The sequence below is a fragment of the Mycobacterium sp. D16R24 genome (assembly GCF_002013385.1).
Lineage (GTDB): Bacteria > Actinomycetota > Actinomycetes > Mycobacteriales > Mycobacteriaceae > Mycobacterium.
The window spans coordinates 20845-34031 of the sequence record NZ_MAEV01000005.1 but is presented as its reverse complement, the minus strand read 5'-3'; the positions used below and the strand labels follow the sequence as shown (position 1 = coordinate 34031).

The window sequence follows — 13187 nt, the reverse complement described above, 5'->3', positions numbered from 1 at the left end:
ACAACGCCTTGACTTAAGGACGCGGCATCGGTGGGGTGGGAGGCTGCCCGAGCTTCATCATGCCGCCGGGACCCCATCGTCGGGCGGGTCCCCCATTGGAGCCATCCAGCCACGAGTGATCAGCATGAATGCGGTGCCACCCGTCGTAACTACCGGTGGACCATCCAGCGAATAGGGCCGGACACGAAGACTGTAGCGACGATAAACAGGGTGCCGACGGCGATACCGACCCACGCGAGGGCTTGGTAAAGCCGAGTGTCGGCTTACCGAGGGTGCGTTGCCGGCGGCGGCGGTGGTAGGTGACGATCGCGATGCGCAGCTGTTCGCGGCTATGCCAGCGGCGGGTGTCAAGGACGTTGCGTTGCAGCAGGGAGAAGAACGATTCCATGGCTGCGTTGTCGCCGCAGGCGCCGACTCGGCCCATCGACCCGATCAGTCCATCAGGGGCCAATGCCCCGACGTATTTTCTGGATCGGAATTGGCTTCCTCTATCGGAATAAACCACTGTGTCAACGGGATTGCGGCGTGCGATGGCCATGCGTAGGGCCGAGACGGCCTGTCGCGATCATCCGGGAGTCGATAGAGTAGCCCACGATCCGGTTGGAGAATACGTCTTTGACCGCGCAGAGATACAGTTTTGCTTCCGTTGTGGCGTGTTCGGTGATGTCACTGAGCCACAACTGATTTGGATGTTGCGCGGTGAAATCCTGGTGAACCTGCGGTGAATCCTTGCTCGGCCAGCTCATCGGCGATGAACCGATATCCGAACCCAGGATCATCGGCATGCACATCGCGGGCGGCGTTCACCATGTGGGCATCCTCCCAATCACGCTGCGACACAGGTATGTTGCGCCACTGGTAGTACGCTTGTTTCGAAAAGCCCAGCACCCGGCAGGTCACCGCGACCGGCACCCTGATTCGGGCGCCCGCCGCAGCACTTCGTTCTCCTGCTCCAGCGGCCGATTGCGTTTGCGCAACTCCCGCAGTTCAGCGGACTCGGCCACTGTGGCACCGGAACGGGCCCCGTCCTCGATATCGGCACGTCGAAGCCAGTTATGCACCATCGCCTCGCTCACGCCGAAATCAGCGGCGATCCGGGTCAGCGGCGCATCACCCTGGCGCGCACTCCGCACCACATCATTTCGAAACTCCTTCGGATACGGCTTGGGCGTGATCGAAAGCCTTTCAGAAAAGGCCCGATCCTCACACCAGCCGGGGTAACCGATCCGCAGGGCAGGTCAAAGAGTCAATCAGACCTTCAACAGCCCCGAAAGTCACCGGCTCTCATGTGACGCCCTAATTCGCTGTGACAGTGAGGAGCCGGATTTCATACCGGAGCTTTGCGTACGTTCGGCAGATGCCCACGTACCGAATCAGGTCAGTGAGGTGGTGCTGTGATGTGCAGTGAATCGATGGCGGCCTGCATTTTCTTCGTAACTTCGTCCGCGATATCTCGTAAAGCGCGTTCGCCGGTAACCTCGGCCAGTATCTGCGGGTTCATAGCCTCGACGATGACGGACATATCGTCATCCGGGTCGGACCGCACGATGACGTTGCACGGCAACAGTAAGCCGATCTGACGGTCCGCGTTTACCGCGCGGTGGGCCAGGGGTGGGCTGCAGGCGCCGAGAATGAGGTAGTCCTCCATGTCTTCGTTCAACTTCGCCTTGAGTGTGGCTTTCATATCAATCTCAGTAAGCACTCCGAAGCCCTGTTGCGCCAAGGCATCCCGGGTTCGAGCGACGGCATCGGCAAAAGATGTGCGCAGAACGGTTGACAGCGCGATTGACATGATGACTCCCCGGTGGTGGATGTGGAAGCGAAAGGTTGAGTCGTTTGCAGGGTAGTACCAGATGCGATGGGTCCGGGGTCCGTTCGGTGATATCAGCGCCTGACTTGTCCGGGCGATCGACTATCAGTCTTGGTTGAGGCCTATTTTTTCCATGTGCTCACGTATCTGCGCGAGCTCCCCGCTGATTGTGACGAGAGCCTCCACCTGGGCGAGTCGCTGGCACCAGGCGAGGTAGTCGCGGTGCGCCGGGTCCAGATTGTCGTACACGGTGCGCTGCTCAAACTTCTCGCAGTGTCTCACCCGATCCAATGCTTCATGACGCATCTGCGCCAGATCAACTTCTTTCATATGAGTGACCTTCCTAGTTATCGCTCGCGTTCACGGGCGTATGGCTATGTCCTGTATTGATACGAACGCAATCCCCGCCAGACTTCTATTGTGTGACAAACAGTTTCAGTATCCGTCGCCACCAAATGATCCGTGAGACTGCTTACCAATATGTGCCATGATGCAATCTAAAATCACGTTATGGACGTCGCCATCGTAAGATGTCTTGGCAATATTGCGATGGCGGAGGAAACCTTCGAGACGTTGGTCGATTGGCCAACCTGCGTATGTGTGGTCGATATATTCCGACTTCAGAAATTCCTGAGTCATGAGGCCTACGTTCAGTTCCTTCGACTGAATCCTACTGCGAACCATGGCATTACTATCCATATCTTCGATGGCAGATAGACTCCTCACGGCTGAGGCGCCGGGATAATTATCTCTACAGCCAATCCGCCGATACAGAGCCGAAAGTCACCGCCCGGGGCTTAGCGGTAGAAGATGATCTTGAGCGGAAAGAGGACGGCTCCAAACCTCGATATGCCACTGTGGATGCGGGGCATGTCGTTGAAATTGGTTTGCTGTACGAATAGGTGACAGCTTGATCCGACATACCCGTGCGGCGGATCCACCCGACACGATGATCCACATTGACGCCACCACGGCACTTAAACCACTGGAGCCATCCAGCCTATGGATAGCTGGCGAGACTCTGGAAACGTATCTGTCAGGCCCTTGGGATCAGGAAGCTCGCGGCTGCTCCGAGGTCTGATCCGCGAGCGTTGTGGTCAGCCACGGGGCGGTGCGGCAGCGACATCGGCAGCGTATGCGCGCCAGCTCACCGGAAACCAACCCTCGCGCGGCCAACTCGTGGCTGCCGTGTTGCCGGAGTGGAACTGGCCCATCGGTGTGTCGATCGGTTTGATGGCTGGCGCGATACCTATCCCGCCATGTAACAGGATGCCCGTCCACAGCTCATTTTCGGTGCCTTCGGCTTCCACATATACGCGATAGAGCCAAGGATTTGAATCCATGATGACGTTCGCTTGATGGGTCTTCATCGATTCAGCCATGTCGGTGCGGATCATGCCGCAAGCGTCCCAGGGCGCGTTGCAGGCTACGTTGACGAATTCACCAATCTCGCTGACGAATTGGCCCACGGGCATGGTCACCGCTTGTCCGGGCACAGACTCGATCGGCTTGCCAATTCCATCGTAGAGCACGCCGTGCCAGCCCTGGCTCTTCGTGCCGGGTGTGGTCACGACGATTTCATAAAACAATCGACCAAACACGTCTGCCTGCGCCGCCAACGGCATGAGGGATACGCCAAGGGCTGCGACGGTGATGACTCCCCATACGCGCACTAGGTTAGGCCAGCTGAAGAACCACATGTCCGACTCCCTACCTTTGACGTAGCGCGATTGTTATCTAGGCGATGTGCCCTGTATGGCCACGGCAGCGGTGGTCGTCGGCAAAGCGGATCTAGTGAGTCGTACATGATCGAAAGACGCAGTGCCTACGGTCTCCCACGCAATGAATGCCAGGAGGAGGAAGATCGCAACACACCCCAGCACGATCCCCATAATCGCAAATCGGCCGTTATTAGCTTCGCCGCGTTTGACGCGGCCGCTCGCGGCAAACCCGATCACCACCGCGACGATGCCGAGGATTACGCCGCCGAAAACCGAACAGCGCGCAACGATACGTAGGATCTCGCCGCCGGAAACCCACCAGACCGTCGTCGACACGAACACTGATAAGGCTGACGCCAATGCGGTCGCCGCAATTATCAGCGACGCCACGCCCAAGCCGTTCTTTAAAGAAATTTCCTGCGGAGTGGCGCCCGGGTAATGCGGCGGTTCTTCCAGCCGTCTGGGGAAGGCTCCTGGCTTGTCCGATGATTCGGTCATGATACGTTCTCCATATAGGTAAAGTCCAGATATCCGGTTTGCTGGATGTCGTCACGCGGACGGCGGTCGATCGTCGCCGTTTGTCTCGGCGTTAAAAGCCGGTCGTTCCGATTTGGGCAGCCCGGGATCGCCTTCCGCGTCATCACATACTTCAATCTTCGACCAGCCTTCGCTGCCCAGATGATCAGTACAAGGGTCTTTCGGCCCCTCTATGCACAGATTCGATGCAGAACTAAATGCTTCTTAAAAAATGTCCGGATATCGACGCTAGTTGGTCAGTGCGCCCAGCAATATTGAACGACCTTTATCGATATGCAAACACGAAAAGATTCTGGCTGCCTACACGGTGACGAAAGGCCGTTCGCTGCTACTTAAGGGGACTTTCGGCACTCGTGTACGTGAGCATTCAGTCTTTAGCTTGATGCCACCGGGAATCTCAGCGGCAAGGAGTTGGCGGCATGAAGAAAATCGCGCTCAAGGCAACGCACTTCTCTTTGCTTATTCTGCTCGCCTTAGGCGGCTTCAGTTCTCCTGAAGCGAGTGCGGCGGAGAGTATTAGGCTATATCACCAAAGTCGAACAGATTCGGAAGGCTATGATTACGGTGCCGACTTTTACGTCGACAGCTCCATTAGTGTACCCATCTACGTCAAGGGTGAGGTAGAGGTGCGTGATAATGTTATCGGCGGTCTAGTATCAAGAAACATTCCGGCGAATGCAAATGAAACGCATGTCTTAGTCGGCTCATTCATACAAAAAGATCAGAACAAAGGTTGGTCTGTCAGCGTACGTGCCACATATGAGTATCAGTGACCGGCCTGCGGCAATTGCGATACAAATCTTGCGAGCGCGATATCTGTCATGGCAGATAGCCGAATCGAAAGGAATGTGAACATGAAGCAATTCGTGGCGGTCGTGGCGATCGCACTCCTAGGTTTTTCAGGCATGGCATGCAGCGGAGGTGACTCCGTCTCGAAGAATGGTTGCCTCCAAGTCTGTGCTGATAAGAACCGCCAAGAAGTGCAATTATGTAACTATCCTCAAACTGATGTCGAGACAACAAAGAAATGTTTGGCTACCGCGAGGAACAACTTTGACAGTTGCAAGCAGGCGTGTGGGAAATATATAGGGTCGCGGCCCAACGCTAGTTGGGGAGTTCGACTCCTCTCGACATATTCCGTCGCCTGTGGTCATTAATGCTGTCCCGACTGTGCGCGGCGGTATGCGCAGAGGTCAGGAGCTGTCACGCCGACTTTGTACAGCCGGTCCTTCCCGTCCTCCGCGAGCCTGCGCAGTGCCGCCCTTGGTCGGTTGGGTTGAACCTGACGTTCGGAGCCCTATTAGTTCCACCATGAATGGGATCCTGTGGGCATCTGGGTACACCGACGTACCGCCCCGATGCAACGACGGTATTGCATGACTCGTTGCATCAGCGGTTGCATGGCAGGCACCGCTATGGCTGTGCCAGATGGCATCGTTCTCGGACGACTTCGAGGAAGAGATCAGGCATCAGGTCGCCGAGCAGTTCGACCGGACCTCCACGTTGGTGGTGAAGTCCGGCTTCATCGCGCTCATCGCTGAGCACGTAGAACTCGTTCCGCGCTGTGTATCCCGGCGTCCACACTCCGACCGGTTTCGAGTACCGGTGGCGAACGAACGGGATCACGCTGCGGTCACCGTCAACGCAGCGCTGTTTTCTCCCGATGGCCGCAGCGTCGCAGTCATCATCGGCCGTGTTGACCGCTGCGTGGCGTTGCGGTTGTGCCGCAGGGTCCGGATTGCCGTCGAGCCGGTTACCAGCGCCATGGTCCCCTCCGACTCCGACTCCGACTCCGACTCCGGCGGCAGCGGCAGCGACGACGCGAGCGGTCGTCCACCAGTGCCAGAAGTCGATCAGCCACGCCGTTCACGAACCCCCATATCGCACCGCTATTGCATGGACCCCGTGAACAACATCGCCCCACCCGCGTAATAGCGGGTGGGGCGATGGTTCTTGGTGGGGTGGCTGACGGGACTCGAACCCGCGACAGCCAGGATCACAACCTGGTGCTCTACCAACTGAACTACAGCCACCATTGCCGCGCGAAGCGGCGTGAACGATCTTAACCGGTGAGGGCGTCTTAGGCCGAATCGGTATCCGGAGCGTTATCCAGGTTCGCCACGATCGCGACAAGGTCACTGGTAGAGGGCCCGGGGTCTGGAACGAACGCCGCGCGCCGGTAGTAGCGCAGCTCGCGGATCGACTCCTTGATGTCGGCGAGGGCCCGGTGGGCCAATCCCTTGTCGGGCTGGCCGAAGTAGATCCGCGGGTACCAGCGGCGGCAGAGCTCCTTGATGGAGCTGACGTCGATCATCCGGTAGTGCAGGAAGTCGTCGAGCTGCGGCATATCCCGTGCGATGAATCCGCGGTCGGTGGCAATGGAGTTCCCGGCCAGGGGAGCGACCTTGGCCGAGGACACGTGCTGGCGGATGTAGTCGAGCACCAGCGCCTCGGCCTCTTCCAGGGTGACCGTCGACTTGCGGACCTCATTGGTGAGCCCGGACTTGGCATGCATGTCCTTGACCACCGGAGGCATCGCGGCCAGGGCCGCGTCATCGGCGTGAATGACGAGGTCGATGCCCTCGCCGAGGATATTGAGATCGCCGTCGGTGACAAGGGCGGCGATCTCAATCAGTTTGTCCGAGCCGAGGTCGAGCCCCGTCATCTCGCAGTCGATCCAGACCAGTTCTTCGCGTGGAGCACTCACAGTCTGACCACAGTAGCGGTCGGAGCTACCGGTGACGCCGAGAGGACATCCACGAACGGGGTGTTTCGTGTTTCGTGTGCACAGATGTCATCTCGGCGATGAGCCGATAGGGTCGTTGCCATGGCCGAGCCGACCACCGCGGGAACCACCCCCGCACAGCAGATCGCCGCTGGATATGCCACCGCGGGTCAAGCACTTGAACTGGGGTCTGTCATCGTCGACGGTACCGTCGACCCTGCCGCGCGGATCCGCATTCCGTTGGCGACCCTGAACCGTCACGGGCTGATCGCCGGTGCCACCGGCACGGGTAAGACGAAGACGCTGCAGGTGATCGCCGAGCAGCTCAGCGCCGCCGGAGTTCCCGTAGTCATGGCTGATGTCAAGGGCGACCTCTCGGGCATCTCCAAGCCCGGCGAGGCGAACGACAAGACCGCCGCCCGCGCCAAGGATACCGGCGACGACTGGGCGCCCTCGGGGTTCCCGGCGGAATTCATGTCGCTCGGGACGACGGGTATGGGAGTTCCGATCCGTGCCACCATTCACAGCTTCGGCCCCATCCTGCTGTCGAAGGTGTTGGGGCTCAACGCTACCCAGGAATCAACGCTGGGCCTGATCTTCCACTGGGCTGATCAGCAGGGGCTGCCGCTGCTGGATCTGAAGGATCTGCGTTCGGTCATCACCTACTTGGCCAGTGATGAGGGCAAGGCGGATCTGAAGTCGATCGGTGGGGTGTCCGCCGCGACCGCCGGTGTCATCCTGCGCGCCTTGGTGAATCTGGAGGCCGACGGCGGCGATACGTTCTTCGGGGAACCCGAGATCGAGCCGGCCGACCTGATGCGCACCGCAGACGGCCGGGGCATCATCACGCTGCTGGAGCTGGGCACCCAGGCTGCGCGCCCGGCGTTGTTCTCCACGTTCCTGATGTGGATCCTGGCCGACCTGTTCACCGTCCTGCCTGAGGTCGGTGATGTCGACAAGCCCAAGCTCGTCTTCATTTTCGATGAGGCGCACCTGCTGTTCACCGACGCATCCAAGGCGTTCTTGGAGCAGGTGGAGCAGACGGTCAAGCTCATCCGTTCCAAGGGTGTCGGTGTCTTCTTCTGCACCCAGTTGCCCACCGATATCCCCAACGACGTGCTCTCGCAGCTGGGTGCGCGAATCCAGCACGCGTTGCGCGCGTTCACCCCCGACGATCAGAAGGCGCTCACCAAGACGGTGCGCACCTACCCCAAGACCGGTGTGTACGACCTCGAGAAGGCCCTGACCTCGCTCGGTATCGGTGAGGCGATCGTGACCGTGCTGTCCGAGGTGGGTGCGCCCACCCCGGTCGCGTGGACCCGGCTGCGCGCTCCGCGCTCGCTGATGGGGGCCATAGGCGACGACGCGATCAAGGCCGCGGCTGCGGCGAGCCCGTTGCAATCCAAGTACGGGCAGACGGTCGATTCACGATCCGCCTACGAGATCCTGCAAGAGAGAGCGGCGCAGCAGGCCCCGGCCGACCAGATTCCTGCTGACCAGGCTCCGGCGAAGAAGGGTGCCAAGCCCGCGCCCGAAAAGCCGCGCTGGTGGCAGCGTCTGCTCAGTAACCGGAGTTTTCAGAGCTTCCTCAACGCGCTGGGCAGGGAGCTCATCCGCAATATGAGATCAAAGGGCAAGTAGCCGCGCCGCCGGCACCGGCCGGCGCCGTCACTGACAGTTAGTCTGCTTCGATTCGTTTCGATTGTGGGACAAAATCTTTGGGCAGCATGCGGGAGCGCCGCCAGAGGTGCTCCACCAGTCGCCCTTCGATCATGTTGGCCTCATCCATGACGCGGACCAGGCGCTCGCCGAAGAACCGCAGATTCGCGTGATAGTGCGGATTGCGTAGTGCCGTCCACGCGGTGCGCATGGGCGGAAGTCCGGCGTCGCGATACACGGCCGGTTGCACCATGACCAGTGGCACCACTGCCGCACCGGCGGCAACGATCAAGCGCTCCACGGCCATACGGGCGCGGCCGGTGCGTGCGACGGCACGATTCAGCGCCACGCGCGCGTAGCTGATGTGTCGGGCCTCCTCCACGACGTGGATTTTGGCGATCGCCCGGGTGCGGGGCTGGAGTGTCTCGTCGTTCATGGTCTGACGCTGTAGCCGGTCCAGTATTTCCTCGACCATGAGCATCATCGAGAAGATCGTCGCGGACAGCGGGGCGAGGGCGGTGATGCCCACCAAGGCCCGGGCAATCATCGGCGGGTCATAGCTGCGATCACTCAGTGTGTTGATCTGGCGGCCGAACATCACCGAGTGGCGGCACTCGTCGGCGACCTCGGTTAGCGCGTATTGCGCTGTGGCGCTGCGGGGATCACTGACTGAGGCCAGCTTGAGCATGGGGTGCATCAGGGCGCTCTCGGCAAGAATGCCCCAGCTGGCCAGGGCTGACGCCTCCAGGCGCCCGAGCCGAATCTTCTCGTCCTCGGTCATCCGGTCGAAGATCTTTGTGCCGTACAGCGAGATGTATTTGTCGGGCACATAGCGCAGGCCCGGAACGTCGGGCGCGTCCCAATCGACGTCCACCTCCGGGTTATAGGAGCGCTCGACCGATGAACGCAGGAGCCGTACTGCCGTGCGCTCGATGGGTGAGTCGTCTTCGACGATGGGCGTTTGTGACATGACGTGCCTCTCGCTGTTCGGTCCGCCAACTTCTTAGATGGTACTGAAAAGTACCGGGTACTTAGAGTAGCGTCAATGGCATGTCAGGTCACGGTGATGCCCGGCGTGAACGCTGGGTGCAGCACAAGGTGCGAGTGCGCCGGAAATTTGTCGCTGCGGCAGTGGTCGCGATCGAGAGAAACGGCCCGTCGGCCACGGTGGAGGATGTCGTGCGCGTGGCGCACTCCGCTAAACCCAAGCTGTACCGGCATTTTGAAGACCGCAATGATCTCTTCGACTCGGTGGCACAGGCCATGGTGGCGGGAGTACGGCACCAGTTGACCGCGGCCGTCGACATATGCATCCCGCCGCGACAGTCCGCGCAGCGCGCCGCGTCTGTCTTTCTTCAGCTGGTGCAACGGTTCCCGCAATCGACCCGCTTCCTCGTCGAACATCAGATGGTGAGCGTGCGCGGGAAGCAGGCCCCGGCTCTGCGTGACGACGGTGTGATCGCCGAACTCGCCGCGGTGATCTCGTCGTTTCTTGAGCGCGTCAACGTACATCCGGCCGGCGCGGATCAGCTGGCCGCCGCGTTGATCGGCACGGCGGCGACGACGGCGCTATGGCGAGTAGCTCGGGGTTCCGCACCTGACGAGACCGCCGGCGAACGCCTGGCCGAGACATTGTGGGTCTCGGTCGATGTGTTCCTGCGGTCGAAGGGTGTCATCATCGACCCGCAGCGCGCGCTCGATCCGGGGAAGGTCGAGACGGCCAGGGTGGCGCTACTGGACTTGCGCGGCGACGGTTAGTCGCCGAGCTTCTTGTAGAAGCTGCCCACTATCGGCGCGACGATGGCGCGCGGCGCATAGCCGGCGGCCACCGACATTGCCTTCGACGTGATGCCGGGGACGACGCGCATCTTGTTGCGTTCCAACGCATTTAGTGAGACCCGCGCGGTGTACTCCCCGTTGATCCACAGGAAATCTGGAACCACTTTGTCGACGATCGACGCCTCGGCGGGGTCGGGCTCGACGGTGCGCACCGGTCCGGGCGCGAGCAGCGTGACATGTACCCCGGTGCCCTTGAGTTCACCACGCAGCGACTCGGAAAAGGTGTTTGCGAATGCCTTGGTCGCCGCGTAGGTGGCGTTGTTGGGAATCGGGGAGTTTCCGGCCGCCGATCCCGAGATCAGGATGCCGCCGGCGCCACGCTCAAGCATGCCGGGAAGCACCGCCAGCGTAAGGTCATGCACCGCAACCGCGTTGAGCTGCACCTGCTTGCGTTCGCCCTCGGGGTCCAGGCCGCGTATCGGCCCGAACGTCGCGGTACCGGCGTTGTTGCACAGAATCGAGATGTTGCGCTCGGACAGCTCCTTGCAGAGGGCATCACGCGCGCCGGGGTCGGCGAGGTCCACCGCACGCACCTCCACGATCACACCCGTCTTCTCGGTCAGGGTGTTCGCGAGGTCGCTGAGGATCTCGCCGCGACGGGCGGTGATGATGAGGTTGTGGCCGCGGGCGGCAAGCTCTTCGGCGAGTGCCGCTCCGATCCCTTGGGAGGCTCCGGTGACAACGGCGCGGGCATCGGGACTTGGTGCGGGTATCGGCATGGGGCAATGGTAAAGGTTGCCCAGCGCGCGCCAGGTTACGCTGGTCGGAATGAGCATGCCTGGGGTCGAGGAGCCTGTGGGGCGTCAAGACCCAGGACCCGGCCGACAATTGAACACCCCTGTCTCACGCGGCCGGATAGCTGCCTGGGCGGCGTTCGACTGGGGGTCTGCGGCCTTCAACACCGTCATCGTGATGTTCATCTTCACGCCGTATCTGACCGGCAGAGTCGGCGCGGGGATGCCCGATGGCGTCCCGCAGGGCCTCCTCGGCTGGATGATGGGTCTGGGCGGTGTTCTTGTTTTTCTGCTCGCGCCGGTGATCGGGGTATGGGCAGACACCCCGAGGCGGCGCCGTGTCGCGCTGGGCACACTCACCACGTTGGTGGTGCTCGTTGCGAGCACGATGAGCCTGGTGCGCGAGGACAACCGCTACCTGTGGCTGGGTCTCGGGTTGTACTGCGCGGGTTCGGTGTTCAACGAGCTGGCCCAGGTTCCGTACAACGCGATGATGCACGGGCTCACCACGCCCGCCAACGCCTCGCGGGTCTCCGGCCTCGGCCTGGCGGCCGCGTACATCGGCGGTGTCGTTGTCCTTCTGGTGTGCTATCTGGGCTTCATCTCGGGGGATGGACCGACCCGTGGGCTTTTCCACATACCCGCCGCCGACGGATTCGACGTGCGCGTCTCGGCCTTGTTGGCGGCGGCGTGGTTCGTCGTGTTCGCGCTGCCGCTGGTGTTATCCCGGCCGGTACCTGATCCGTGGGCCCCACTGCCCAGCTCACCCGGATTGTTGGGGGTGTACCGGGAGTTGTGGCGCGACCTTGTCGAGCAGTGGCACATGGACCGGCGCATCATCTACTTCCTTATCGCGAGTGCGATCTTCCGCGATGGGATGGTGGCGATGTTCGCACTGACCCCGGTCATCGCCAGCGGGGTCTTTCACTTATCCGGCGCCGACATCACACTGTTCGGGGTCGCCGGGAACGTGATGGCGGCAGTTGGCGCGGTACTGGGTGGGTTAATCGATACCCGTTTGGGTTCCAAGGGAATCATCGTCGGCTCGCTTGCCGCGATCGTCACCCTCGGCGTCCTGATGATGTGTCTGTCGGGTCAGTCCGCGTTCTGGATCTGTGGGCTTGCCATCGCGGCGTTCGTCGGCCCGCCGCAGTCAGCGGCCCGAACGCTAGTGCTGCGCATGGCGCCAGCCGGCCGGGAGGCGTTCGTCTTCGGTCTCTACACCATGACGGGGCGGGCGGTCTCTTTCGCGGGCCCATGGCTGTTCGCCACGTTTGCGTTGCTCTTCCACGCCACCCGTGCGGGAATCGCCGGGCCGGTGTTGATGATCGCGCTGGGACTGGTGGCGGTGATCTTCGTTAAGGTTCCCCGGTATGACCCGGTGACCGGCGAAAACGTCAGCGGCTCAAGCTAGCCCATACCGCTACAGGTCGCCATCTTCCCGGACGTGGTGCTCTTCTGCGTTCCGTTGACGAGCAGGGTGCAGGACACATCGTGCGAGAAGTCGGCCGCAATCACCACGGCGTTGGTCACCTGCTCGGCGTTCAGCTTGACCTCCTTGCGCCAGGGCAGCTTGACGTTGAACTCCATCTGCAGGGATCCGCTCGCATCGAAGTAGGTGACGTTCAGGGCGGGGCCGCGGCCGCCGACCTCGTAGACCACCGTCTCGGTGGCGGCCTGGCTGCCTTGCGTCGGAGGGTTCACCGGGATCGGCGGAATGGTGAAACTCGGTATCGGCGGCAGGCTCGGCACGCTGGGTGCTGTGGTCGTCGACGTCCGGGTGGACGGGGTGGCAATAACTGTGGGGGGCCGGTCATCTTCGCGTTGAATAAGGACGACGAGGGTGATGATTAACGCGACGATGACGACCAGCGCACCCACACCGACGACCCATAGCCAGAAGGTGTTCGATCGGCGTGGGGGCTCGGGATCCTGTGGGGGAGGTCCGTACGACCCGTATTGCTGCGGCAGCACCGCCGTTTGGTTGGGCTGGGCGGTGCTGGAGAGCGCGGGATACTCGAACGCCTGCGAGGCGTAGGCCGGGTCCTCGGGGTAATCCAACGGTTGGCTGGACTGCGACCACGGACCGTATGACGTGGAGCCGCCTGGGGCGGCCGCATCGTCGCGGCGGTTGCTGTCCATGGCCGCCAGGGTACCCGTCA

General features: G+C 61.5%; 14 protein-coding genes, 1 tRNA gene and 2 pseudogenes. 6 read left to right on the top strand and 11 right to left on the bottom strand.

What is annotated here, in order from left to right:
* Nucleotides 1–256: 256 nt before the first annotated feature.
* The 4 genes and pseudogenes from B4383_RS26150 to B4383_RS26885 all read right to left on the bottom strand — a co-directional run.
* Nucleotides 257–1175 (bottom strand): annotated as a pseudogene (locus tag B4383_RS26150) (IS3 family transposase); the annotation flags it as partial.
* Between the two features lie 203 nt (nucleotides 1176–1378).
* Entirely contained in the window at nucleotides 1379–1792 is a 414-nt protein-coding gene (locus B4383_RS04185) for a DUF302 domain-containing protein (protein ID WP_078288899.1), read from the bottom strand.
* Between the two features lie 123 nt (nucleotides 1793–1915).
* Nucleotides 1916–2140: a hypothetical protein gene (locus tag B4383_RS04180; RefSeq protein ID WP_078288896.1), complete on the bottom strand. Its 225-nt coding sequence runs from the start codon at nucleotides 2138–2140 to the stop codon at nucleotides 1916–1918.
* A gap of 105 nt (nucleotides 2141–2245) precedes the next feature.
* Nucleotides 2246–2449, bottom strand: coding sequence for a hypothetical protein (locus B4383_RS26885; protein WP_139363102.1), 204 nt, complete (start codon nucleotides 2447–2449; stop codon nucleotides 2246–2248).
* A gap of 280 nt (nucleotides 2450–2729) precedes the next feature.
* On the opposite strand from B4383_RS26885, the pseudogene B4383_RS26970 reads away from it, so the two are divergent.
* A pseudogene (locus tag B4383_RS26970) lies at nucleotides 2730–2891 on the top strand (hypothetical protein); the annotation flags it as partial.
* A gap of 16 nt (nucleotides 2892–2907) precedes the next feature.
* On the opposite strand, the gene B4383_RS04170 reads toward B4383_RS26970, so the two are convergent.
* Together B4383_RS04170 and B4383_RS04165 are read right to left on the bottom strand one after the other, a co-directional pair.
* Nucleotides 2908–3510 carry a hypothetical protein gene (locus tag B4383_RS04170; RefSeq protein ID WP_139360525.1) on the bottom strand — a complete coding sequence of 201 codons (603 nt, stop codon included), beginning with the start codon at nucleotides 3508–3510 and terminating at the stop codon, nucleotides 2908–2910.
* A 33-nt stretch (nucleotides 3511–3543) separates the two neighbouring features.
* Nucleotides 3544–4029, bottom strand: coding sequence for a DUF4190 domain-containing protein (locus tag B4383_RS04165; protein ID WP_139360524.1), 486 nt, complete (start codon nucleotides 4027–4029; stop codon nucleotides 3544–3546).
* 458 nt (nucleotides 4030–4487) lie between these two features.
* Here B4383_RS04165 and B4383_RS26145 point away from each other — a divergent pair, with 458 nt between their 5' ends.
* Nucleotides 4488–4841: a hypothetical protein gene (locus B4383_RS26145; protein ID WP_139360523.1), complete on the top strand. Its 354-nt coding sequence runs from the start codon at nucleotides 4488–4490 to the stop codon at nucleotides 4839–4841.
* A gap of 655 nt (nucleotides 4842–5496) precedes the next feature.
* Nucleotides 5497–6000 (top strand): hypothetical protein, encoded by a 504-nt coding sequence (locus B4383_RS04160; protein ID WP_078288878.1) that lies wholly within the window; start codon nucleotides 5497–5499, stop codon nucleotides 5998–6000.
* Between the two features lie 25 nt (nucleotides 6001–6025).
* On the opposite strand, the gene B4383_RS04155 is transcribed toward B4383_RS04160, so the two are convergent.
* Nucleotides 6026–6101, bottom strand: a tRNA-His gene (locus B4383_RS04155).
* A 47-nt stretch (nucleotides 6102–6148) separates the two neighbouring features.
* Nucleotides 6149–6775: an oligoribonuclease gene (orn, locus tag B4383_RS04150; RefSeq protein WP_078288872.1), complete on the bottom strand. Its 627-nt coding sequence runs from the start codon at nucleotides 6773–6775 to the stop codon at nucleotides 6149–6151.
* A 120-nt stretch (nucleotides 6776–6895) separates the two neighbouring features.
* On the opposite strand from orn, the gene B4383_RS04145 reads away from it, so the two are divergent.
* On the top strand, nucleotides 6896–8434 hold the full coding sequence (locus tag B4383_RS04145; RefSeq protein ID WP_078288870.1) for a helicase HerA-like domain-containing protein: 1539 nt from the start codon (nucleotides 6896–6898) through the stop codon (nucleotides 8432–8434).
* A 37-nt stretch (nucleotides 8435–8471) separates the two neighbouring features.
* Here B4383_RS04145 and B4383_RS04140 read toward each other — a convergent pair whose 3' ends face one another.
* Nucleotides 8472–9422, bottom strand: a complete 951-nt coding sequence (locus B4383_RS04140) for a diiron oxygenase (RefSeq protein WP_078288868.1) — start codon at nucleotides 9420–9422, stop codon at nucleotides 8472–8474.
* A gap of 128 nt (nucleotides 9423–9550) precedes the next feature.
* Here B4383_RS04140 and B4383_RS04135 point away from each other — a divergent pair, with 128 nt between their 5' ends.
* On the top strand, nucleotides 9551–10210 hold the full coding sequence (locus tag B4383_RS04135; RefSeq protein ID WP_286143770.1) for a TetR/AcrR family transcriptional regulator: 660 nt from the start codon (nucleotides 9551–9553) through the stop codon (nucleotides 10208–10210).
* Here the strand turns inward: B4383_RS04135 and cmrA are convergent.
* Nucleotides 10207–11010 (bottom strand): mycolate reductase, encoded by an 804-nt coding sequence (gene cmrA / locus B4383_RS04130; protein WP_078289071.1) that lies wholly within the window; start codon nucleotides 11008–11010, stop codon nucleotides 10207–10209. The genes B4383_RS04135 and cmrA overlap by 4 nt on opposite strands.
* Before the next feature lie 109 nt (nucleotides 11011–11119).
* Between cmrA and B4383_RS04125 the strand changes: the two genes are divergently transcribed.
* The gene (locus B4383_RS04125) at nucleotides 11120–12439 is read left to right on the top strand and encodes an MFS transporter (protein WP_078288866.1); all 1320 of its coding nucleotides are present in this window, start codon (nucleotides 11120–11122) and stop codon (nucleotides 12437–12439) included.
* On the opposite strand, the gene B4383_RS04120 is transcribed toward B4383_RS04125, so the two are convergent.
* Nucleotides 12436–13167, bottom strand: a complete 732-nt coding sequence (locus B4383_RS04120) for an MmpS family transport accessory protein (RefSeq protein ID WP_078288864.1) — start codon at nucleotides 13165–13167, stop codon at nucleotides 12436–12438. The two genes, B4383_RS04125 and B4383_RS04120, sit on opposite strands and share 4 nt — an antisense overlap.
* Nucleotides 13168–13187: the final 20 nt, after the last annotated feature.

What these genes read in the sequence shown, in the direction of transcription:
- B4383_RS04185 (WP_078288899.1), bottom strand. Translation starts at nt 1,792, where the DNA reads ATGTCAATCGCGCTGTCAACCGTTCTGCGCACATCTTTTGCCGATGCC.
- B4383_RS04180 (WP_078288896.1), bottom strand. Translation starts at nt 2,140, where the DNA reads ATGAAAGAAGTTGATCTGGCGCAGATGCGTCATGAAGCATTGGATCGG.
- B4383_RS26885 (WP_139363102.1), bottom strand. Translation starts at nt 2,449, where the DNA reads ATGACTCAGGAATTTCTGAAGTCGGAATATATCGACCACACATACGCA.
- B4383_RS04170 (WP_139360525.1), bottom strand. Translation starts at nt 3,510, where the DNA reads ATGTGGTTCTTCAGCTGGCCTAACCTAGTGCGCGTATGGGGAGTCATC.
- B4383_RS04165 (WP_139360524.1), bottom strand. Translation starts at nt 4,029, where the DNA reads ATGACCGAATCATCGGACAAGCCAGGAGCCTTCCCCAGACGGCTGGAA.
- B4383_RS26145 (WP_139360523.1), top strand. Translation starts at nt 4,488, where the DNA reads ATGAAGAAAATCGCGCTCAAGGCAACGCACTTCTCTTTGCTTATTCTG.
- B4383_RS04160 (WP_078288878.1), top strand. Translation starts at nt 5,497, where the DNA reads ATGGCATCGTTCTCGGACGACTTCGAGGAAGAGATCAGGCATCAGGTC.
- B4383_RS04145 (WP_078288870.1), top strand. Translation starts at nt 6,896, where the DNA reads ATGGCCGAGCCGACCACCGCGGGAACCACCCCCGCACAGCAGATCGCC.
- B4383_RS04140 (WP_078288868.1), bottom strand. Translation starts at nt 9,422, where the DNA reads ATGTCACAAACGCCCATCGTCGAAGACGACTCACCCATCGAGCGCACG.
- cmrA (WP_078289071.1), bottom strand. Translation starts at nt 11,010, where the DNA reads ATGCCGATACCCGCACCAAGTCCCGATGCCCGCGCCGTTGTCACCGGA.
- B4383_RS04120 (WP_078288864.1), bottom strand. Translation starts at nt 13,167, where the DNA reads ATGGACAGCAACCGCCGCGACGATGCGGCCGCCCCAGGCGGCTCCACG.